The sequence below is a fragment of the Cytophagaceae bacterium genome, assembly GCA_016722655.1.
Classification (GTDB): domain Bacteria; phylum Bacteroidota; class Bacteroidia; order Cytophagales; family Spirosomataceae; genus Leadbetterella.
Genome location: JADKIR010000004.1, coordinates 1,788,880 through 1,810,487, shown reverse-complemented (window position 1 = coordinate 1,810,487; position 21,608 = coordinate 1,788,880). Strand labels below are relative to the sequence as shown.

The window sequence follows — 21,608 nt, the reverse complement described above, 5'->3', positions numbered from 1 at the left end:
AAAACCAAAAGAATATTTTCTACCCAGAAAATCGACCTAATATTATATTTTTTGAATAAAAATATAACTATTTCAAGATTAGAGAGCAAGAAACATCAAATAAAAAATTTAACTTCTTTAATTTCATTTTAATTAAAAAGAAATAATTATATATTCGATTTTTAAAATATTCAATAAACTTAATCTTAAACTGTATGAAGAAATTTTTACTAGTCTTCCTGATTTTGGGATTTACACTTCCGGTGTTCTCTCAAGGTCAAAAAATTTCAGGGAAAGTTACTAGTGCCGAAGATGGGTCACCAATACCCGGTGCGAGTGTAACAATTAAAGGCACAAATAACGGAACGCAAACCGTGGCTTCCGGCGATTACAGCCTAACTGCTCCCAAAGGTGCTACGCTTGTTTTTAGTTTTATTGGTTTCAAAAATGAAGAAATCAAAGTAGGTGATGGTACCACAATCAATGTGTCACTGGCAACCAGTGTTGACATACTGAATGAAGTAGTGGTTACAGCCCTGGGTGCAGTAAGAGACAAAAAAGCTCTTAATTATGCTGTTCAAGAACTTAAAGGAGAAAACCTGACAGTTGCTAAATCATTAGACGTTAGTTCTTCATTGGCCGGTAAAATTGCAGGTGTACAACTTGTTGGCTCTCCAAGTTCTACTTTTGACAATGCCAATGTCCTTATCAGAGGGGTTACCGGTTTAGGATTAGCCTACCCGATATTTGTGGTAGATGGAACAATCACTGACCAGTCTGCTGTAATCATGGATAATATGGAAAGTATCACTGTACTTAAAGGACCAGCAGCAACGGCCCTTTATGGTCAACGTGCTGCTAATGGAGCTGTAATTTTAACAACAAAAAAAGGCAAAAGAGGCAAAAACTCTTCAGTTGATTTGAATTTGGGTGTTTCTTTTGAAAAATTGGCCTTATTACCTCCTTATCAAAACGAATACGCCGGTGGATATTCTTCATCTTTAACTTCAAAAGGTACTTCTTTTGATGATCAGGGATATTATCTTTTCAAATATAATCCCGCCATTCACCCTACTTCATGGGCTAGTTTTAACGGCCAAAAAATGCTAGAATATGGGGCTGATGAAAGCTGGGGTCCAAAAATTGATGGCTCTACTTTATACAGACCTTACTATAGCTGGTACCCGGGTGAAGAATTTGGCGTACAAGTACCTATGACTGCCCAACCTGATAATGTTAAGAACTTCTTTAATACAGGCCATAATTATAATAACACTGTTGCTTTCAGTAGTGGAGATTATAACTACAACTACCGGTTAACTTATGGAAATCAGGACAGGACTCTTACCATTCCCGGTGCTCGCCGTCAGCAACATCAGTTTGCTTTAAATGGCTCCTATGATATCAATAAACTAATAACAGTTTCGTCTGATATAACTTATACCACCAGAAATACTTCCGGCCAACCTTTAGAAGGTTATCGTTTGGATGGACTCAATGTTACGCAGAACTTCAACCAGTGGTTTCAACGTCAGTTGGATATTGAAAAAATGCAGACCTATCGTCAACCCGATGGCAGTTTGAATTCGTGGAACATTGGAGACCCTAACGCAAGCAGTGATCTTTCAGTTTATGGTCAACCCCAATATTGGGATAACCCATATTTTGTAATCAAAGAAAATTATGCATCTCAAATGCATAACAGATTGGTTGGAAATATTGGTTTAACTCTAAACCTGGCTAAAGGCCTTGAGCTTAAATCATTCGCTCGTATGAGCAATTATACCAATGAAAATGACCAAAGAGTTGCCTCAGGGGGATTAAACCTTGACAGTTATTCTATTCTTCAAAACTTTTACAGAGAATTAAACCTTGAAAGTAATTTGATTTACAAAAGGAAATTCGGAGATAATATTTCATTTGATGGACTACTTGGTGTAAACAAAAGAAAGAATTATTACAGTCAACTTAGTCAGGCAACTGCCGGTGGCCTAAGTACTGCCAATTATTTTGATTTAGCTGCCTCTATAGCGAGACCAACTGTAACTCGTGATTATGAGAAAAAAATCGTAAATAGTATATATGGTAAAGCTTCTGTTGGTTATAAAGACTTTTTATTCTTAGAAGGTACATTACGTAATGACTGGTCTTCAGCTTTACCTGTTAATGCCAATTCATATTTGTACCCATCTATTGGGGCCAATGTTATATTTACTGAACTTTTACCTAAAAACAACATACTGACTTTCGGTAAATTAAGAGCTTCCTATGCATCTGTTGGTTCTGATTTAAATCCACATTCTTTGGATTTGGCTTTAAACAATGGTGCTTTCTATGGTTCTAACTCGTCAGTAGCAATTGGAGACCAATTCAGAGGTGGCACGATTAAACCTGCACTTACGAAAGCATGGGAAGCAGGAACTGAATTGAAATTTTACAAATTGGTTACTTTAGATGTGGCTGTATATAAAAACAATAATACTGACCAAATTCTATCTGTTGACGTTTCCCCTTCAAGTGGATTTACTTCTACGCAGATTAATGCCGGAAATATTGAAAGTAAGGGTATAGAATTAACGCTTACCACCAATGCAATAAATAGAAAGAACTTCAACTGGGATATATCTTTAAACTGGGCACGTAATAAAAACCTGGTTAAGTCATTACATCCTGACCTGAAAACTTACCTGTATGCAACAAACCGTTATGATACACGTTTGGAGCACAGGGAAGGCGAAGAGTGGGGTCTTTATGTTGGCCGTAAATGGAGAACCAACGATAAAGGTCAAGTAATTATTGACGCAACTGGCCTTCCACAATATGATATCAATGTTCCGATTGGCAATGTATTACCAAAATGGACCGGTGGTATGTTTAACTCAATGAGTTATAAATCATTTAACTTGTCGTTCTCAATTGATTTCCAAAAAGGTGGATTGTTTTATTCTGAAACCCGTAACTTCAACACAGGAGCCGGACTTTCTGAAGAAACTGTTGGTATCAATGATAAAGGTTTTGACTGGAGAGACTACCCTGGATCATACACTAAAGAAAAAGGTAATACCGGGAATGGTGGTATTAGAATTGATGGTGTTTTTGCTGATGGCACTCCTAATAACAGGTATATTTCTGCCAGGGCTTATTGGTACACTGCCCGTCAACGCGATGCCTCTAATGTTCTTTTGGATGCTTCATATGTTAAACTTCGTGAGGTTAGATTTGGCTATGATATTCCTGCCAAACTTGTTCAAAAAACAAAATTTGCAAAATCTGCAAACTTTGGGGTAATTGTTCAAAATGCATTCCTTATCTGGGCAAATACAAAAAAATATGGTGTGGATCCATCGGAACTTGAAGTGTTCTATCGTGAAGGTGGACAGCTTTCTGCCTCAAGATCAACTGGTTTTAACCTAAAGTTAATGTTTTAATCAATCACAAAGAATTTAGAAAAAATGAAAAGAATACTAACAATAATCACTATGTTATTCATACTCTCCGGGTGTGATAACTTCGGCGATACGAATATTTCTCCGGCAAAGCTTACTTCTGCTTCAACCCGTTCCTTACTTACAAACTCAATTCAAAGTATCAATGATTTGGTTTTGGGGAACACTGCTGCAAGTAGATTAGCTGCTTTATATGTTCAACATTTGGCTGAAGGCCCTTATCCGGGGTCATCACTTTACAGCGACCGTAACCTTACGTTTTCTGCCTGGTATGCAGGTTCTGGAACTGTTACTCCTCCCAGTAATCTTAATGGACCGTTGTACAATCTGGAAACCATCATCAATTATAACAATGACGGTAATGCAGCCATAAACGGCAATGGTTCAAAAAGTAATCAAATTGCTGTTGCAAGGATACTAAAAGCATATTTTTATCTTTTGATGACTGATAAATGGGGGGATATACCTTACACTGCAGCATTAAAGGGAAGTGAAGATTATACCCCGGCATATGATAAACAGCAAGATATTTACAACGCTCTGTTTAAAGAATTGACTGAAGCATCAGCTCAAATCAAAGAAGATGAAAGTGCTGTTGCCGGAGATGTCCTTTTAAATGGAAATATGGCTGCATGGAAACGTTTTGCAAATACTCAAAGATTAATTATGGCTTTGAGGCTGTCAAAAGTAGATCCGGCTAAAGGAAAAACTGAATTCGCAGCTGCCATGGCCGCTGGTCCAATTTCATCCAATAGCCAAAATATTAACTATACATTTGTCGCCGGAGATCCAAATAATTACAATCCCTGGTACAATAACTATTCAGTGAGCAATCGTAATGACTATGCCATTAGTACTACACTTACAGGGTATATGGAACCAAAAGCCGACCCTCGTCTTTCAGTTTATGCTGAAACATTAGCAGGAAACGCTATAAAAGGCCTACCTTATGGTCGTAATACTGCCGTCAACATTCCTGCTGCTTACAGTAGAATTGGTTCAGCTTTCAGAAGCCAGGGTTCTAAACTAGGAATTTACAACTATGCTCAGGTTTTGTTCTGTATGGCTGAAGCAGCAAAAATCGGATATATTTCTGGTGGAGATGCTGAAGCAGAAAAATATTATAATCAGGCAATTAAAGCCTCATGGGAACAGTATGGTGTATTTGATCAGGCAAAATATGATGCATATATCGCTTTAACTGATGTAAAATATAGTTCTGCAACCGCAGTAAAACAAATCATTACCGAAAAATGGGTTCATGCTTACCTTAACAGCTGGGAAGCATGGAATGACTGGAGAAGAACCGGATTCCCTACCCTTTCTCCTGCACTAGATGCGGTTGATTCAAGAGGAATTCCTTTTAGACTAGGATACCCAACTAACGAATCGGCTCTGAATGGTGAAAACTATAAAGCTGCTGTAGCTGCATTAGGAGGAACTGATGATAATTATGCTAAAATGTGGTGGGCGAAATAATTAGAATTTTTCGCTAAAAAATGATATTTAAAGAGGCTATAGTTAAAGACTATAGCCTCTTTAATTTTTAAATCACCTTGATGCAAAAACCCAATTATAAATTGGCTAATTAACAAAACTCAAATTAATATTGAAATAGAAAAACATTTAATAGAATTAATCTACAGCAAAACAAAAAATTAACAAATGTTAAGGAAAATAAAAAAAATTATATAACTTTTCTAATATTTCATATAACTTCATTTATTGAAATATTAAATAAATCCTATTTAAATCATGAGCAAACAATCATATCATTTAACTTGCATTTTTAACCAAACTTTCATTTTAAACTTTAAACTGTATGAAGAAATTTTTACTAGCTATGGTTTTGATGGCAGGAACATTATTTTCCTATGCCCAAAACATAGAAATTTCTGGAAAAGTTACTTCTGCAGATGATGGATCGGGTCTTCCGGGCGTATCTGTGGCAGTACAAGGAACTTCAAGAGGTACAACTACCGATTCTGACGGTATGTACAAAATCTCAGCAAGCAAGGGCTCAACACTTGTATTTTCATTTGTGGGTATGATTACCAAAACTGTGGAAATTAAAAATCAGACTACTTTGAATGTCGTTCTTGATTCTGATGCCAATCAGCTTTCAGAAGTTGTTGTAACTGGTGCTTATGGTACTAAACAAACCGGACGTTCTGCAGTATTTAGTGCTCAGGTTATCAATAATGACCAATTGAACACTATCAGACAATCTAACTTCAATAACGCTCTTGCGGGTAAAGTTGCGGGTATTCAGGTTCGTAGCCAATCTGCTGCTGCCTTGGGCCGTCAAACTGAAGTAAGACTTAGAGGTGTTTCAGGATTTGGAGCCGGTGGTGGTGCTCTTTATGTAGTAGATGGAACAATCCTTCCTAATATTGATGATATCAATAATGATGATATCGAGAGTATTTCAATACTTCAAGGTCCTGCAGCTGCTGCTCAGTTCGGTTCACAAGGTGCAAACGGTGCCATTGTAATTTCGATGAAAAAAGCCAGACAGCAACAAGGATTAGGTGTTACTTTGAATATGGGTGTTCAATTTGACAAAGTTTATATTTTACCTAACTACCAAAACTCTTATGCAGGTGGTGGTGCTGGTGAGTTATCCAAATATACCTGGAAAGCTACTGATCCTGTAGAATGGAAAGTGCTTGATGGTAAATATTATCACGACTACAGTGATGATGCTAGCTGGGGTCCAAGAATGGTAGGTCAGGAATATATTCCATGGTATTCGTGGTATGGCGGTCATGACAAATCATTTACAACGGCCAAACTTACACCTCAACCAACCAATGCTAAAGATTATTTCGAAACAGGTGTATTTACAAATAATAGTATTACGATCAATAAAGCTTATGAAAACCTACTTTTCAAAGTAACATATGGTAATCAATACACCAATGGTTTGCTTCCTACAAGTAGTCTAAGCAAAAACACTTTGAACGTAAATGCAGTGTATGATATTAATAAATATCTGGAACTGACAACCAATATCAACTATGCCAATACGGTAAGAACCGGCCAAATTGATGATGGTTATTCAAGCCAATCTACAGGGTCATTTAACCAGTGGTTCCACAGAGATTTGGACATGGGAATCATGAAAGAATTGAAAGACCTTCGTACTCCTGAAGGATGGTATGCCAGTTGGAATAAAGCCAATCCTAATTCTTTTGACCCTGCTAATACAAGAGCTTTTTATGCTGGTAATTACTGGTATAATTTCTATTCATTCTATGATATGATGAGTCTAGTTAACAGCCGTGACAGACTTTTTGGTGATATCGCCTTGAAATACAAAATCAACAAAGATATCAGTGTAAAAGCAACATATCGTAAGCAACAAACTACTACCTGGTACGAAGACAAATACAGCAGTGACTTAAAAGAAAGTGCTACCCAAACTACAGGTAACTGTCCTGAATGTTTTGGTTACTATGGTACAGGAAACCTCTATAGCAATAGAGAAAACCTTGAGCTAATTGGAACTTACAATAAAAAAATTGGTGCTATTTCAGTTGATGGATTTGTAGGAACTGACTTCTTTAAATGGACATATAAAGCCAATGAAGGGAATACTAACCAAGGTCTAAGTGTTCCAAACCTTTATACTCTTGCTAACTCTGTCAATTCAGCTTCAATTTTCAATTCAAGAACCAATGAAGCCTACAATGCCATATTTGCAAAAGCTTCTGTAGGATATAAAAACTTCTTCTTCCTTGATGGAACTGTAAGGAAAGACTGGTTCTCTACCCTCAATCCTGAGAACAATGGTGTAATTTCCAAGTCACTTGGTTTCTCATTTGTATTCAGCGATTTCATCAAAGAATCACTTCCATGGATGTCTTTAGGAAAAATTCGTGGATCGTGGGGTGAAATTCCAAAAGCACTTGGTACTTCTAATGAAACTTTTGGTGCCTATAGATACCCAGGTATGGCATATGGCGTAGGTCAGTTTAAATGGGGAAGTAATTTCTTGATGGGAACTCCTGACCAAGTAGTGGATCCAAATATTGCCGGTTCTGTGGCTTCTCAGAAAGAAATCGGTTTAGATCTTGAATTCCTGAAAGGAAAATATGGCTTAAGCTTTACATATTGGGATGGAAGTGAAATCGGTTTCCCTTATGCATTGACAGTTAACGGTGCCAGTGGTTTTAGTTCAGTACTTACCAATATTGGTAAAATTGCAAAACAAGGTATCGAATTAAAATTGAATGCAGAAGTTTTGAACATCAAAAACTTCAAATGGAATGTAATTGCAACTTATGCTGACCTAATCAAAAACGATGTAGTTGAGCTAAGTAAAGAATATGAGGTAACTCAAACTTCAAGCCAGGGTGATGTTTGGGGTAGTACAATGCCATATTTACTTCATCAGGAAGGAAGAAGATGGGGACAAATATTTGGTAATGGTGCAAAACGTATCAATGGTGTGCCTGTCGTTAATAGCGATGGAACATTCGTAAATGACCCTAACGTAAACTTTGGAAGTGTTGTACCACGTTATACAGGTGGTCTTCAAAACTCATTTAGCATTTTCAAGAACTTCATTGTTAACGCTAACATTGACTATCAATTTGGAGGAAAATTTGTGTCCCTTTCAAATATGTGGGGTTCATATAGTGGTTTGACAGCTCAGACTGCAACTGTAAATGACAAAGGAAATCCTATTCGTGATGCTGTTGCCGATGGTGGTGGTGTGCATGTGTCAGGAGTCAATGCAGAAGGCAAACCTGTTGATTATTACGTTGAAGGTCAGGATTATTTCCATGGATTGTACAACAACAAAATATTCGATAGTTTTGTGTATGACCTAACATTTGTTAAACTTAGAGAGTTGTCAGTAGGATACGGCTTGCCGGTTAATAAACTGGGACTTTCTAAATATGTAAATAATGTGACCTTGTCAGTTGTATCAAGAAACCCATTCTTGATTTATGCTAAAACCAAAGATTTTGATCCTTCAGAAATCAGTGCTACAGTGGGTGAAACTGCTCAGCTTCCTGGTACTAGAAGTCTTGGTGTAAACCTAAGAATCGGATTTTAATTAATTTTTATTTATAAAAAGATATGAAAAAATTTAGTAAATATATATTAACCACTCTGGTTGTAGGTTCGCTTACTTCATGCGAAATGCTATCAGACTTTGGCGATACAAACCTTAACCCTTCTGCAACCAACTCTCCTACTTATGCTGCTTTGTTAACAAACGTACAAGCGGGTTTAGGTGGATATGCGGCACAGACTACTCCGGGTTATTTTTGTCAGTACTTTTCTGAAACCCAATATTCAAGTTCTTCTTTATATGCTATTCCTCAGGTAGATTTCACAGCAAACTATTCGGCTAGCCTTTATGATCTTGAAAATATTATCACTACAAGTGGTAATAAAAGTATGTCGGCTATATCAAAAATATTGCAACAATACATTTATTGGAACATGACCGACCGTTGGGGTGATATCCCTTATAGCGAAGCATTGAAAGGTGCCGAGTCAACCAGACCAAAATATGATACTCAGGAAAATATTTATAAGGGTATGATACAAGCATTAAAAGATGCCAATGGGATGTTTGACGGTAGCCTTATTTCAGGCGATGTAATTTACGGTGGTGACGTTGCAGCATGGAAACGTGCAGCCAACTCTATGAGAGTTTTGATGGCAATTCAGTTATCTAAAAAATTCCCTGCTGCCAGTGCCTATGCTGCTACAGAGTTAAAAGCTGCCTTGGCTGATGGAGTAATCACAAGTAATGCTCAGAACTTCAAAATCTCTTATCCTGGAGGTAATTTCCAGTCTCCATGGTTTAACCTTTATAACGGTCGTAGAGACGTTGCCGAAAGTGCTACTTTGGTAAATTTGATGGGTTCACTCTCTGATGGCCGTCAGGCGGCTTTTGGTGGAGAAACTGAAGAGCAAGGTGTTGCAAACTCTAATAATTCTTCAAGCATTGGTGTTCCTTACGGTGTTGAAAGAACAAAAGCAGAGGCATTTACAGGTGCAAATCCTAAATGGGCAAGAGTACTAAGAGGAGATTTCAGAACTCCTACAGGTTCTGTTGTAATTATCTCAGCTGCTCAGGTTGCTTTAGCTCGTGCTGAAGCTGCTGATTTAGGCTGGACTTCTGAGTCACTCAATACTGTTTATCAGGATGGTATCAAACTTTCGTTTGATCAGTGGGGACTTTCAGCTCCTGCAGCCAGTTATTTCACTCAAGCAGGTGTTACCCTTGCTGCAGCCGGAACTGGAGCTAATCTTAAAAACATTAGTATTCAAAGATACATTGCTTCTTATCCTGATGGTTTACAAGGATGGAATATCACCAGAAAATCTGGTTTTCCTGCATTGACTCCAGCTCCTGATGCCGTAAATAGCTCAAAGAAAATTCCTGAGAGATATGTTTATGCAACAGGTGAATATTCTTCAAACAAAGTGAGTGTTGAAGACGCTGTAAAAAGAGTTGCGGCGTATGATCAGGATGCCAAAGTTTGGTGGAACCAATAATATCTTGAACTTTTAAATTTTTAAAAAATATGAAAAAACATTTTGTAAAAATATTAGTCGCTTTTGTTTTACCATTCTTTGCTACTTCTTGTATTGAAGACAATTTGGTAAAACTAACCGACCAGGGATCAATGTTTATCTCTACTTATTTTCCGGGTAAGGAGAAAAAGGCAACTGCTGAAGAATTGGAAGAAAAACCTATTGAAAACAAATATAGATCAACTGCAAATAAGTTGTATTTCAGCCCTTTTAAAGAGGTTAAGAAAGTTGATTTATTAAATATCAGGAGGAATGTTCCTTCGGAAGCAGTACTTCAAACATCAACAACAGTTAAGTTAATTGAAGCCCCTGAATTATTGGATACTTATAATGAAGAAAATGAATCAGATTTTGAATGGTTACCATCTTCAATATTTAATTTATCAGATAACCCAGGTGTAACAGTTGCAGGAAAAGAAGTAACAATAAATTTTGGGTCAGGTGATTTTGCCAAAGACTTAACCATCAACTTAGATGGTTCAAAATGGGATTTGGCTAAGAAATATGCAGTTGCTTATAAAATTACTGACACAGGCAATGGCAAACTCTCTGGAGATGATTATATCATTACTTTGATAAGTGTTAAAAATAAATGGGATGGAATTTATGATGTAACCAGTAGTACAATGGTTGATGTAACTAACGCTGCATTTACTTCTGCATTTACTTCAGGTGAATCTTATCAATATGCACTTGAAACAGTTTCACCTACTCAGTGTGTAATTAAAGATAAAACATTTGGCCTCAATGCTCCATTCTTTATTTTCTATACCGGCTCTGGATTAAGCTATTATGGTGCATTTGGTTTGATTGTAGAGTTTGACCCTGCTACAGACAAGATAGTGGCAGTGACTAACTATCACGGACAACCCGCTGCTAATACAAGAGCGGCAGCATTAGATCCTTCAGGAATCAACGCATATAAAAATGGTACAATTAATATTAAATTTAATATGTTGCAGCCAAGTGTTGTAAAAGATCCCCCTAATATCAGGACTAAATGGGATGAAACCTGGAAATATGCCAAAGCGAGGTAATTTAATTTGAATAATATTTCAAAAGGAGGTTGATGAAAGTCAACCTCCTTTTTTTGTATTCTTTTGAAAAAATCTTCTTTCCTTTGAACACATTTCTAAAAACTGATGTTAATCATATAAATACATCGAAATACAGATTAAAAAAATAAAATTATGGCTTTTACATTAGCACCTCTTCCTTACGCAAATAACGCTCTTGAGCCGCATTTTGATGCCATGACTATGGAGATTCATCATGATCGTCACCACAATGCTTACGTTACCAACCTCAATGCAGCTATTGCAGGTACTGATCTTGACAATCAGACCATTGAAGAGATTTTAGCAAATATCAGCAAAGCCTCGCCTGCAGTAAGAAATAATGGTGGAGGACATTATAATCACGATTTATTCTGGAATATATTGGCTCCTCAAGGTGTTGGAGGAAATCTTTCAGGAGCTCTTAAAGATGCAATCATTGCCGCTTTTGGGTCTGTTGATGAGTTCAAAGCTGCCTTCAAAACAGCCGCCACTACCAGATTTGGCTCAGGATGGGCCTGGTTAATTGCCAAAGAAGATGGCTCGGTAGCTGTGTGTTCTACTCCAAATCAGGATAACCCATTGATGGATATTGCAGAAGTAAAAGGAACGCCGGTTTTGGGTCTTGACGTATGGGAACATGCCTATTACCTGAAATTTCAAAATAAAAGACCTGACTACGTAGATACTTTTTGGACATTGGTAAACTGGAATGCCGTAGAAGCAAGATACGCAGCAGCAGTGAAGAAATAAATGATTGGAATTGTTTAAAGTTTGAGAAGGGTGGACATATGTTCGCCCTTTTTTTATTGCAACCTTAAGGAATTGGTTTCCGTATTGGCATTAACTAAACTATTCCCGGTTCCAAATAAAACCTTTTAACAATGAAAAAAAACTTTAAAATTGCGGCTTCAATTTGCCTTTCTATTTTCTTATTTTCAAGTTGTACAAAAGAGGAAGCAGCTCCACAAGTAGCAAAAATCACTTATGTAACAGACATTAAACCCATAATAGTGGCAAACTGTACCCCTTGTCACCTATCCGGAGGAGGCAATCCCAATAAATGGGACGATTACCTTCAGGCAAAAAACAAAATAGCATCTATTCTTGACCGAATTCAGAGAGAACCCGGCACAACCGGAGCAATGCCCAATGGAGCTAAAACAAAACTATCGACCGAAACCATTAATAAATTTAAACAATGGGTAACGGATGGTACTTTGGAAAAATAATCTGAAAATATTTTGATTTAAGCTTTAACTAGCTACTTTTGCAATATGAAATCATTAAACAACATAGCAACAAAAGGTTGGTGGCGTTCTTCTCAAAAGAGTTGATCAACATTCCGCTATGTGGTTTTTTACATAATTACGGCTTGCTGTTCGACTACAGCAAGCCGTTTTTTTTTATTTTTCCAAATTGAAAGCAGAAATACCAGAATCATGAAATTCAATATTGCTACCAGAAGTAAAAGACTATTATCCGATACGCTTACACCGGTGAGCATTTTTCTCAGAATCAGAGAACAATTCCCGCTTTCGGTTATCCTGGAAAGTGCCGATTATCACGCCATGCATAATAGTTTCAGTTATATAGCATGTGACCCTATCGCCTCTTTTGTGCTTGATAATGATGAAGTTACTCAAACTTTCCCTGATGGAACCATTGAAAAATTTAAACTAAAAAACAGAAAAGATGCCGTAAATACCCTTCAGGCATTTGCAAATGTATTTGTTCCTTCCGAAAACGAGCATTCTTTTATTTCCAATGGTTTATTTGGCCACATAACCTACGATTCGGTTGAATATTTTGAAGATATCGAAATTCAGGAAAAAAGCGATGAGACATCCATTCCACAAATTCTTTACAGAGTTTACAGGTATGTTATTGCGATAAACCATTTTAAGGACGAATTATACCTTTTCGAACACGCTTACGGAAAAGATAACATCCTCCCTGATTTTAAAAAAGACGGACTGGAAACTTTGGAATTTTATGTAAAAAACCCAAAACGTACGGCCTCACATTTCCAAACCATAGGCATTGAAAATACCAATATTGATGATAAAAAAATGGTTGAAATCATCGAAAAATGTATCAAACATTGTCACCGGGGAGACGTATTTCAGATAGTGCCTTCACGCAGGTTTTCACAGGAATATTCCGGTGACGACTTTAATGTGTACCGGGCACTTAGAAGCATAAACCCTTCCCCCTATTTATTTTATTTTGATGGTGGCGATTACCATATTTTTGGCTCAAGTCCTGAAAAACAGATATTTATAAAAGACGGAATGGCCGAAATACACCCCATCGCGGGTACTTTCCGCCGTACTGGTGATGATGCTAAAGATACGGAACTTGCCCGTCAACTCCATGCCGACCCTAAAGAATCAGCAGAACATGTAATGTTGGTTGACCTGGCCAGAAATGACCTTTCTAGGAGTTCAGATGTAGTAAAAGTTGAAATCTTTAAAGAAGTGCAATTTTATAGTCATGTGATACACCTGGTTTCAAAAGTGACCGGTCACATGACCTACGGAACAAATCCATTTCAGTTGGTGGCAGATACTTTTCCTGCTGGTACCTTGTCTGGTTCGCCCAAACACATGGCCATGACCCTCATCAATGAAATGGAACCTACAAACAGGAGTATTTATGGCGGAGCGATTGGTTTCATGGACTTCAATGGAAACTTTAATCACGCAATAGCCATCAGAACATTCCTGAGTAAAAATAATACTTTGTATTTTCAGGCCGGGATGGGCGTGGTGGCAAAGTCTGTAATTGAAACCGAAATGAACGAAATTCATCTGAAATTGGGGGCTTTGAGAAAAGCGATAGAAATGGCAGAAGAAATTTAATTTTATTAAATCAAATTATTTATTTATGAATAGTTTATTAAAAAAACTGAATCTTAAAAACCAAAAAAGTATTCTGATTTTAAATGCTCCTGAGGATTTGAATGGTGTTTTTAAGGAATTTTCGGAATATATTGAAGTTAAAACTTCCACCGAAACATCCGAAACTGAATTTGCATTAATTTTCTGCACTAAGTTGGAAGAAATTCGGAAATTTGCCCCCATGGTTGATAAAATCATGGCAAATGAAGGCTTATTTTGGTTTGCGTATCCAAAAGGAAGCAGTAAAAAATATAAATGTGAGTTTAATCGTGACAATGGCTGGCAATCAATGGGCGATTTGGGATATGAACCGGTCAGGATGGTGGCCTTTGACGAAGACTGGAGTGCTTTGAGATTTAAAAAAGCTGAAAACATCAAAAAGATGATCAGGGACACCAACTGGAGAATGTCAGAAGAAGGAAAAAAGAAGAATTAAACATTTGAAATCAATATCAATGAAAATATTAGTTTTAGACAATTACGACTCATTTGTATATAATCTGGTTTATATCCTGAAAGAATTGGGTGGGGATGTAGAGGTATTCCGAAATGATAAAATCACGGTTGAAGAAGTGAAAAAATATGATAAAATTTTACTCTCACCAGGTCCAGGAATACCCGAAGAAGCTGGAATTATGATGGATTTACTGGCAGAATACAAAACCACCAAGAGTATTTTTGGGGTTTGTCTGGGGCATCAGGCCATTGGGGAGGCTTTTGGATCCAAATTACACAATATGGGCGAAGTTTTGCACGGGGTCACAACACCTTGCCTTATTCAGGACTCAGAGGAGTTGCTATTTAAAGGAATTCCGGAAAAGTTTGATGTTTGTCGTTATCATTCATGGACGGTTGTGCCTGAAACCATGCCTGAAGATTTGAAAATTACTGCCATAGACGAGAAAGGTTATGTATTGGCCGAGGCTCATCAAAAATACGATGTCAGGGGCGTACAATTTCACCCCGAGGCCTATCTTACAGAACACGGGGTGAAAATGGTAGAAAACTGGATGAAATCTTAGATATTATAAATCTTTACAATCAGTATTATCAAGCTCGTCTTCAACTTCTCTTTTTTCAGCAGCTGTGAGGTTGGCACAAGACTTCAAATATGATTTTGTTGCATCTAAATATGCATTACAATTCTTTTCGGTAGGTGTAAAAGCAAAAGAAATCAATGCGGTTGAAAAGTCTTCTGTGGCATCTTCACAAGATTTTACAGGGTCAATTCCTAGTTTTTTACAAGAGGAAAAAGATAAAGCTAAAAGGGAGATAATTAAAAGTTTTTTCATTCGGATAATTTATTTTTTTCAAATTTAAATTCTAAAAAATTCAAAACCCTCCATTTAAATAAAATAGTAAAAAGTTTTTTATTTTAAGGCATTTTGGGTTAAAAAAATAAAATAATAGGCATTTGCTTATTAATTTTAGGCAATGTGAATTCTTTTTTCAGAATAATTATAAAGTAAAAACCGTGTTCGGATTTTTAAAAAAGAAACCTCCCCATTTATTAGATACTTCTGAAAAAAACTTCAGACGGGTTTTAGAAATGAAAATCCCGGAAACTGCTGTTAATTACATTATTTTACTTTGGACTGCCAGTCCGTTCAATTTTGCTGTGGCCCGTTCCAGAAAAACTTGTTTGGGAAACTACCAGTTTAAACACCAGCGACATTATATCAGTGTCAATGGAGACTCTAATCCCTATTCTTTTTTAATCACATTAATACATGAAATCGCCCACCAACACGTAACAATCAATAAAAGTATTTTTCGAAGAAATCCGGCTCCACATGGTCTGGAATGGAAAACTACCTTTTCAAAATTGATGAAACCCATGTTGACCGAAAGTGTTTTCCCGGCTGATATTCTGATTGTTTTAAAAAAACACATGGAAAACCCGGCGGCGAGTTCGACCAAAGATCAGGAATTAGTAAAAGTCCTTTCAAAATACTCCGAAAATGAGGATGAAGGCCATAGCCTTGAAATTTTGGCTAAAGGCAAGGTTTTTGTTTTTAAAAATAAGAAGTACAGGAAAATTGAGGATCGCCGAACCCGGACTTTGGTAGAATGTATGGTTTCGAAAAAAAAATATACCATACCATCTTTTGCCAAAATTATACCGACAGAGTAAGTTCATTTTTTTTCTCAATACCAAATTTGGTTTTTATTTCGTTGCCATAGTGTCAATTCTGTTTTGATGAAATACCTAAAAACTATTCTTTTATTATTGATTTTTTCGTCTGCCGGGGCTCAAGCCCTCGATAGTATCGACGGTCAATGGTATAGATTAGGTATCAAAAACACGGCAGTTTATACTTTAAACCTAAATTTTCTAAAAAACTATATCAAAGACACCAAAAAAATAAATCCTCATAAAATCAGAATTTTCTCGGCAAGTCCTCATCAGTTGCCTCAGGCCATAAGCCAATCAGGAAATGGAAACCTCACCGAAATTCCTGTTTGGTGCAACGATACCGATGAAAAATTTGACAATAAAGACTTTGTGAAGTTTTTGGGAGTCTCCACCCACTTTACAGGCAGGGACTCTAAGGGTGTGTTTTTCCATAAGATTAACCCGTACTGCGATTCCAGTTATTATTTTATCAATATTTCTGAAGCGGATTCAAAAAAAATAAAAACAATTGAATCACTTTCTCAAACGGGAGAAAAATCAATGCAGTTTTTTGACTATGAAGAGAAAGAGCTAAAAAATGTTTTGAGCTCGGGAAGGGAATGGCTTGGTGATTTTTTCTATTTTCAATACAAAAAAAATTACAGTTTGGTTGATCCTGTCTCAGATGTTAATGTCAAACTCAATTTAATGGGAATAGGACGAGCCGACCAGGATTTAAAAATAACTATCAACAAAAAAGATATTCTTAATGCCGTATTGCCTAAATCATATTTCAATCCCAACGACAGTTATGCCAGATACAACAGGTTTTCTGACTTTTCCCAATTTGAGTTTTCAAGTCAGGACGATGAACTGGAATTTGAATTAAATGTATCAACGCCCAATTCGCCAAGTGCCGGGGCTTATATCGATTTTTGGGAATTTAACTATGAACGGCAACTCAGGTTTACCAACAACTCGAGTATCATTTTCTGGCCCAAAAACTATAAGATCAAACAATATTCAATTGTAAATGCCAGTCAAAACACCAAAATCTGGCGGTTTGATTCGGCTATAAATCCCGAAAACCTCGCCTTCAGTCCTCAAGGAGATTTCACGGTTGAGGCCGCAGGAAATGATACCAAAATTCTGATTTTTGATTCTGCCCTAATCCAATATCCTGGATTCAGTGGGATTCCCAAACAAAATCCAGGCCTTTATGCCCAAAAGCCGGAAATGATTATGGTATTTCCTGAAAAGTTTAGAGCCGAAGCACAAAAACTAATCGAAAATAAAAAGGATAACCAAGACCTTGATGTATTGGGAATAAGTACTCAGGAAGTATATGACCGGTTTAGCGGAGGGAAAACCGACCCTTCTGCCATACGTGATCTATGCCGTTTTTTTTGGAAAAAAGATAATAAAACACTTAAATACCTACTTCTTTTGGGTGATGCATCTTATGACTTTAAAAATAACAACAAAGTTGATTATGTAAATATAAAAACACTCATTCCTACTTATGAATCCAGAGAGTCATTTGAACCCATATATAGCTATTCTTCTGATGATTATTTTGGATTTCTTGAGGACCATGAAGGTGAATGGCCAGAAGGAAAAAGCATTATCAATGTGTGGTACAGCACCGAATCAGAAGATCACAGTCTGGATATATCGGTAGGAAGGCTGCCTGCAAAAAGTCAGTTGGAAGCCAGAAATATTATAAATAAAATCATCAGATACGGTAAGTTTGACGCAGATACAAAATGGCAAAATAATGTAACTTTTGTGGCCGACAACCGGGATTATAATATACATCAAAGTGATGCCGAAAACCTTTCAGATCTATTGAAATCCAATTCTCAGGGCTCAGAAATCAAAAAAATATATCTTGATGATTATGAAATTACAAATATCGAGAACTTCCCGACTGCCCCAAAAGCCAATGAAACGCTCAATAAATACATGGAAGAGGGTAGTTTTGTAATAAACTATAATGGACATGGCTCTGAAGAAGGCTGGGCACAGGAAAAACTCCTCACTTTTTCAGATATCCTAAACTGGAGAAATCAAAAACAGCCTATTTTGTTTACCGCTACTTGTCAATTTGGAAAATTTGACAATCCTGCAATAGTCTCAGGTGCCGAGCTTAGTCTCTTAAATGCAACTGGCGGAGCAATTGCCCTTTTGACAACCACAAGGCCGGTGTATTCGAGTACCAATGAAAAAATAAATTCGGCATTCTATAGAAATTTTAATAAAACCAACACACTGGGTGAGTGGTTCAGGTTGACAAAAAACCAATCTATAGAAGGTGAACTCAACCGTAATTTCAGCCTGCTGGGGGATCCTAGCTTGCCCCTTCCAGTAATCAACAATGAGCTAATAATAAATCAAATAAATAGTGAAAATACGGGTCAAAAAGTTGTAAAAGCACTCGAAAAAATCAAAATCAAAGGTCAGAGTCAGAATATCAGAAATGGGAAGGTGATGATAAGTGTTTTTGATAAACCACACGAAAAAAAAACTAAGGGAACTTATTCTGACGGGCCAGCCTATTCTTATAAATCCGAATTTGAGAAAATTTATCAGGGTATTTTTGAAATAAAAGAATGGCAGTTTGAAGGGGAAATTATGCTTCCTGCAACTCAGATTCCGGGAGTTGGAAAAGGAAAAATGCATTTGTTTGGGATTGATACTGATTCCTCATTAACCAGCAGAGGTTATTTTGAAGATTTCCTTCTAAATAGCGAAGCAAATGGTGTTTTGACTGACACTTCACCACCGGAAATATCTATGATATCTTCTGAAAATCAAAACCTTAAACTGGAGATATTTGATGAATCAGGAATCAACATATCTACTTTTTCAGAGTCCGTTTCTCCAAAAATCATAATTAATGATACTCTTGAACTGAACTGGGATAAATATGCTACATATCTCCTTCAAAATCAGCAAATTTTGCTTAAAATTCCAATTGCGTTTTTGCCCACAGGAAAGCACAAAATTTCTATAAAAGTGGCTGATTTAAACAATAATATAACTAATAAATCGTTTGTTTTTGAAACTATAAAACCAAAATTGGAGATTACCGGATATTTGGGGTATCCTAATCCTTTCGTTAGTTACACCAACCTTATCTTTCAACATAACCGTCCCGGCGAAAATCTGGAAGCCATCATAAATGTTTTTGATATGTATGGCCGAACAGTCGCTGAGCAGCAAAATACTTGTAACAATTGTGGCGACAAGATAGAATTTGGATTAGATTTTGAATCAAAAAAGGATTTTGGAAACCAGTTTGTATTTAAAATCCTGCTAAAATCAAACTCTGACAACACAAGCACTCAGGCAAATGGGAGGCTTATATTTTGGAAATGACAATAAAAATATATTATTTTGAAAACTGTTAATAAAAAGACAAGCTCATATTATAATTTTCTTATGAAAAAATCCCTTTTAGGCGGAGTTTTCGGGTTGCTTTGTATCCCGGCTTTTGTCCAAGCTCAGGCCATCACAAAAGACTATACCGTTGTTACCACTGCCGTTCCTTTTATGACTTTAAGTCCTGACTCCAAAGCAGCAGCAATGGGAGATGCAGGTGTTGCTTCTGCTCCTGACGCAAGCTCTGTATTCTGGAACACAGCAAAAATTGCTTTTGCCGAAAACAAGATGGGTGCCAATATTTCTTATGCCCCATGGCTAAGAGATATTGTGGGAGACATGGGTTTGATGACGCTTCAGGGATATTATAAACTCAATAGTAAGCAGGCAATTGGATATGGCGTAACTTATTTTGACCAGGGTCTTATTGAGTTCACCACTGCCAATGCTGAGTCGGCCGGTGATTTTCGTTCCCGTGAGTTTAATCTTGCACTTGGGTTTTCACAAAAACTCAATGCCAGCCTTTCTACAGGGCTAAATATGAAGTTTATCAACTCCAATTTGGTAGGGAATTTTGCCTCCGGAAATCAAGCCGGAAAGCCGGGTCGAACTGCTGCGTTTGATTTTGGTTTATATTATAACAAAACTGTTCCTACCGACAAAAACTCGGATAATCCTAAAAAAGTAGATATGGATTTTGGTGTGGTGGTTCAAAATATCGGAGGAAAAGTAAACTATGGTTTTGGTCAATATTTTATACCTGCAAATCTAAAATTAGGTACTAAAATCACTTTAAAACCTGACGATTTAAACGCGTTTAACTTCCTGGTGGATTTTAATAAACTGCTTGTTCCCACCCCTAAAGCTGATGAAAACATTTCCGACATTACTGTTTTCAAGTCCATTTTTAGTTCATTTAACGACGCTCCTGGAGGTTTTGAAGAAGAAATTAAAGAAGTAATGGCTTCATTAGGAGCCGAATATACTTATAGTGATCTAATTGCTCTTCGTGCAGGATATTTTCATGAATCAAAACATAAGGGTTCCAGACAATATTTTACAACCGGTTTTGGATTATCATTAAAAGAACTCTATAGGATTGACTTAGCTTATTTGATTCCTACTACTTCAGGGAATCCACTTGCAAATTCCTGGAGAATAAGCTTGAATATCAATCTACCAAATGGACTTAAGGGGGCCAGAAAGCTTGAAATCGAAGCTGAAGAAGAGGAAGAATAAAAAATATTAATTTCTATTTACTTATGAGCCCGTAAATGCGGGCTCTTTTTATTTCAGTCAAAAAAATACTAAGATAACTAATGCAATATTTCGAGCTCGACCTAAAAATAGAACCTGACTTTTCAGAAATTTTGGTGGCTGAATTGGCCGAAATCGGCTTTGACTCATTTCTTGACTCCCCTGATGGCATCATTGCCTATGTTACAGAAGATCTCTTTGACGACCGGGCAATAAAAAATTTGCTGGAAAACTACGCCTCAAAAACACCTTTAAGCTACAGCATTAAGGCCATAGAAAAACAAAACTGGAATAAAGAGTGGGAATCGGCATTTTCACCAATTGAAGTTTCTGATAAAATATATGTAAGAGCTACTTTTCATGAACCAGCACCTGCCGTTTTTCCTTATGAAATCATAATTACTCCGAAAATGTCGTTTGGCACCGGCCATCACGAGACAACCTCTCAGGTGCTGGAGTTGCAACTCGGAATTGATCATAAAGGCAAATCGGTTCTTGATGTAGGAACCGGAACAGGCATATTGGCTATTTTTGCATCAAAACTCGGGGCAGAAAAAATCCATTCTTTTGACATAGATGAATGGTCTGTCGAAAATACCATTGAGAACATTGCCCTCAACAATACCCCCGAAATAACAGTAAATCAAGGCACAATTGCCGACCAGAAAGTCGAAGAATACGACATTGTGATTGCAAATATCAACCGAAACATACTGTTGGATGAGATTCCGACCTATGTGAAATTTATGAAAAAAGGCGGATATCTGATTTTAAGTGGTTTTTATGAACATGATGTTCCGGAAATTGAATCAAAATCTAATGACAATCAATTAAAAAAACTTAAACAAATAAGTAAGAACAACTGGGCAGCGGTCGTTTTCATCAAAGAATAAATTTTTGCCTA

The 21,608-nt window shown here is 36.9% G+C and carries 15 protein-coding genes; 14 read left to right on the top strand and 1 reads right to left on the bottom strand.

Translation table 11 applies throughout. The features are described from left to right. Positions 1 to 194 precede the first annotated feature (194 nt). The 10 genes from IPP61_08290 to IPP61_08245 all read left to right on the top strand — a co-directional run bounded on the left by IPP61_08290 (position 195) and on the right by IPP61_08245 (position 14,969). Positions 195 to 3,407, top strand: coding sequence for a SusC/RagA family TonB-linked outer membrane protein (locus IPP61_08290; GenBank protein ID MBL0325165.1), 3,213 nt, complete (start codon positions 195 to 197; stop codon positions 3,405 to 3,407). 24 nt (positions 3,408 to 3,431) lie between these two features. Further along, complete coding sequence (locus tag IPP61_08285) at positions 3,432 to 4,904, top strand: SusD/RagB family nutrient-binding outer membrane lipoprotein (protein MBL0325164.1); 1,473 nt, start codon at positions 3,432 to 3,434, stop codon at positions 4,902 to 4,904. Positions 4,905 to 5,247: 343 nt separating this feature from the next. Beyond that, positions 5,248 to 8,493, top strand: a complete 3,246-nt coding sequence (locus tag IPP61_08280; GenBank protein ID MBL0325163.1) for a SusC/RagA family TonB-linked outer membrane protein — start codon at positions 5,248 to 5,250, stop codon at positions 8,491 to 8,493. 23 nt (positions 8,494 to 8,516) lie between these two features. Further along, positions 8,517 to 9,950, top strand: a complete 1,434-nt coding sequence (locus IPP61_08275) for a SusD/RagB family nutrient-binding outer membrane lipoprotein (GenBank protein MBL0325162.1) — start codon at positions 8,517 to 8,519, stop codon at positions 9,948 to 9,950. Between the two features lie 29 nt (positions 9,951 to 9,979). After that, complete coding sequence (locus IPP61_08270; GenBank protein MBL0325161.1) at positions 9,980 to 11,026, top strand: DUF1735 domain-containing protein; 1,047 nt, start codon at positions 9,980 to 9,982, stop codon at positions 11,024 to 11,026. Between the two features lie 153 nt (positions 11,027 to 11,179). Next, positions 11,180 to 11,797, top strand: coding sequence for a superoxide dismutase (locus IPP61_08265; protein ID MBL0325160.1), 618 nt, complete (start codon positions 11,180 to 11,182; stop codon positions 11,795 to 11,797). Between the two features lie 131 nt (positions 11,798 to 11,928). After that, entirely contained in the window at positions 11,929 to 12,276 is a 348-nt protein-coding gene (locus IPP61_08260) for a cytochrome c (GenBank protein MBL0325159.1), read from the top strand. Between the two features lie 210 nt (positions 12,277 to 12,486). After that, positions 12,487 to 13,908, top strand: coding sequence for an anthranilate synthase component I family protein (locus IPP61_08255; GenBank protein ID MBL0325158.1), 1,422 nt, complete (start codon positions 12,487 to 12,489; stop codon positions 13,906 to 13,908). 25 nt (positions 13,909 to 13,933) lie between these two features. After that, the gene (locus IPP61_08250; protein MBL0325157.1) at positions 13,934 to 14,383 is read left to right on the top strand and encodes a hypothetical protein; all 450 of its coding nucleotides are present in this window, start codon (positions 13,934 to 13,936) and stop codon (positions 14,381 to 14,383) included. Positions 14,384 to 14,402: 19 nt separating this feature from the next. Then, the gene (locus tag IPP61_08245) at positions 14,403 to 14,969 is read left to right on the top strand and encodes an aminodeoxychorismate/anthranilate synthase component II (protein MBL0325156.1); all 567 of its coding nucleotides are present in this window, start codon (positions 14,403 to 14,405) and stop codon (positions 14,967 to 14,969) included. A gap of 3 nt (positions 14,970 to 14,972) precedes the next feature. Here IPP61_08245 and IPP61_08240 read toward each other — a convergent pair whose 3' ends face one another. Beyond that, positions 14,973 to 15,239, bottom strand: coding sequence for a hypothetical protein (locus tag IPP61_08240; GenBank protein MBL0325155.1), 267 nt, complete (start codon positions 15,237 to 15,239; stop codon positions 14,973 to 14,975). Between the two features lie 257 nt (positions 15,240 to 15,496). Here IPP61_08240 and IPP61_08235 point away from each other — a divergent pair, with 257 nt between their 5' ends. The 4 genes from IPP61_08235 to prmA all read left to right on the top strand — a co-directional run bounded on the left by IPP61_08235 (position 15,497) and on the right by prmA (position 21,597). Then, a complete protein-coding gene (locus tag IPP61_08235; protein MBL0325154.1) occupies positions 15,497 to 16,081 on the top strand; it encodes a transcription elongation protein SprT in 585 nt (194 codons plus the stop codon). 66 nt (positions 16,082 to 16,147) lie between these two features. Continuing rightward, the gene (gene porU / locus IPP61_08230) at positions 16,148 to 19,444 is read left to right on the top strand and encodes a type IX secretion system sortase PorU (GenBank protein MBL0325153.1); all 3,297 of its coding nucleotides are present in this window, start codon (positions 16,148 to 16,150) and stop codon (positions 19,442 to 19,444) included. Between the two features lie 63 nt (positions 19,445 to 19,507). Next, positions 19,508 to 20,686, top strand: coding sequence for a type IX secretion system outer membrane channel protein PorV (gene porV / locus IPP61_08225; GenBank protein MBL0325152.1), 1,179 nt, complete (start codon positions 19,508 to 19,510; stop codon positions 20,684 to 20,686). Positions 20,687 to 20,766: 80 nt separating this feature from the next. Continuing rightward, complete coding sequence (gene prmA, locus IPP61_08220) at positions 20,767 to 21,597, top strand: 50S ribosomal protein L11 methyltransferase (GenBank protein ID MBL0325151.1); 831 nt, start codon at positions 20,767 to 20,769, stop codon at positions 21,595 to 21,597. Positions 21,598 to 21,608 lie beyond the last annotated feature (11 nt).

Excerpts from the sequence above, each read along its gene's own strand:
- IPP61_08290 (MBL0325165.1), top strand. The coding sequence starts at position 195 with ATGAAGAAATTTTTACTAGTCTTCCTGATTTTGGGATTTACACTTCCG.
- IPP61_08285 (MBL0325164.1), top strand. The coding sequence starts at position 3,432 with ATGAAAAGAATACTAACAATAATCACTATGTTATTCATACTCTCCGGG.
- IPP61_08280 (MBL0325163.1), top strand. The coding sequence starts at position 5,248 with ATGAAGAAATTTTTACTAGCTATGGTTTTGATGGCAGGAACATTATTT.
- IPP61_08275 (MBL0325162.1), top strand. The coding sequence starts at position 8,517 with ATGAAAAAATTTAGTAAATATATATTAACCACTCTGGTTGTAGGTTCG.
- IPP61_08270 (MBL0325161.1), top strand. The coding sequence starts at position 9,980 with ATGAAAAAACATTTTGTAAAAATATTAGTCGCTTTTGTTTTACCATTC.
- IPP61_08265 (MBL0325160.1), top strand. The coding sequence starts at position 11,180 with ATGGCTTTTACATTAGCACCTCTTCCTTACGCAAATAACGCTCTTGAG.
- IPP61_08260 (MBL0325159.1), top strand. The coding sequence starts at position 11,929 with ATGAAAAAAAACTTTAAAATTGCGGCTTCAATTTGCCTTTCTATTTTC.
- IPP61_08255 (MBL0325158.1), top strand. The coding sequence starts at position 12,487 with ATGAAATTCAATATTGCTACCAGAAGTAAAAGACTATTATCCGATACG.
- IPP61_08250 (MBL0325157.1), top strand. The coding sequence starts at position 13,934 with ATGAATAGTTTATTAAAAAAACTGAATCTTAAAAACCAAAAAAGTATT.
- IPP61_08245 (MBL0325156.1), top strand. The coding sequence starts at position 14,403 with ATGAAAATATTAGTTTTAGACAATTACGACTCATTTGTATATAATCTG.
- IPP61_08240 (MBL0325155.1), bottom strand. The coding sequence starts at position 15,239 with ATGAAAAAACTTTTAATTATCTCCCTTTTAGCTTTATCTTTTTCCTCT.
- IPP61_08235 (MBL0325154.1), top strand. The coding sequence starts at position 15,497 with ATGAAAATCCCGGAAACTGCTGTTAATTACATTATTTTACTTTGGACT.
- porU (MBL0325153.1), top strand. The coding sequence starts at position 16,148 with ATGAAATACCTAAAAACTATTCTTTTATTATTGATTTTTTCGTCTGCC.
- porV (MBL0325152.1), top strand. The coding sequence starts at position 19,508 with ATGAAAAAATCCCTTTTAGGCGGAGTTTTCGGGTTGCTTTGTATCCCG.
- prmA (MBL0325151.1), top strand. The coding sequence starts at position 20,767 with ATGCAATATTTCGAGCTCGACCTAAAAATAGAACCTGACTTTTCAGAA.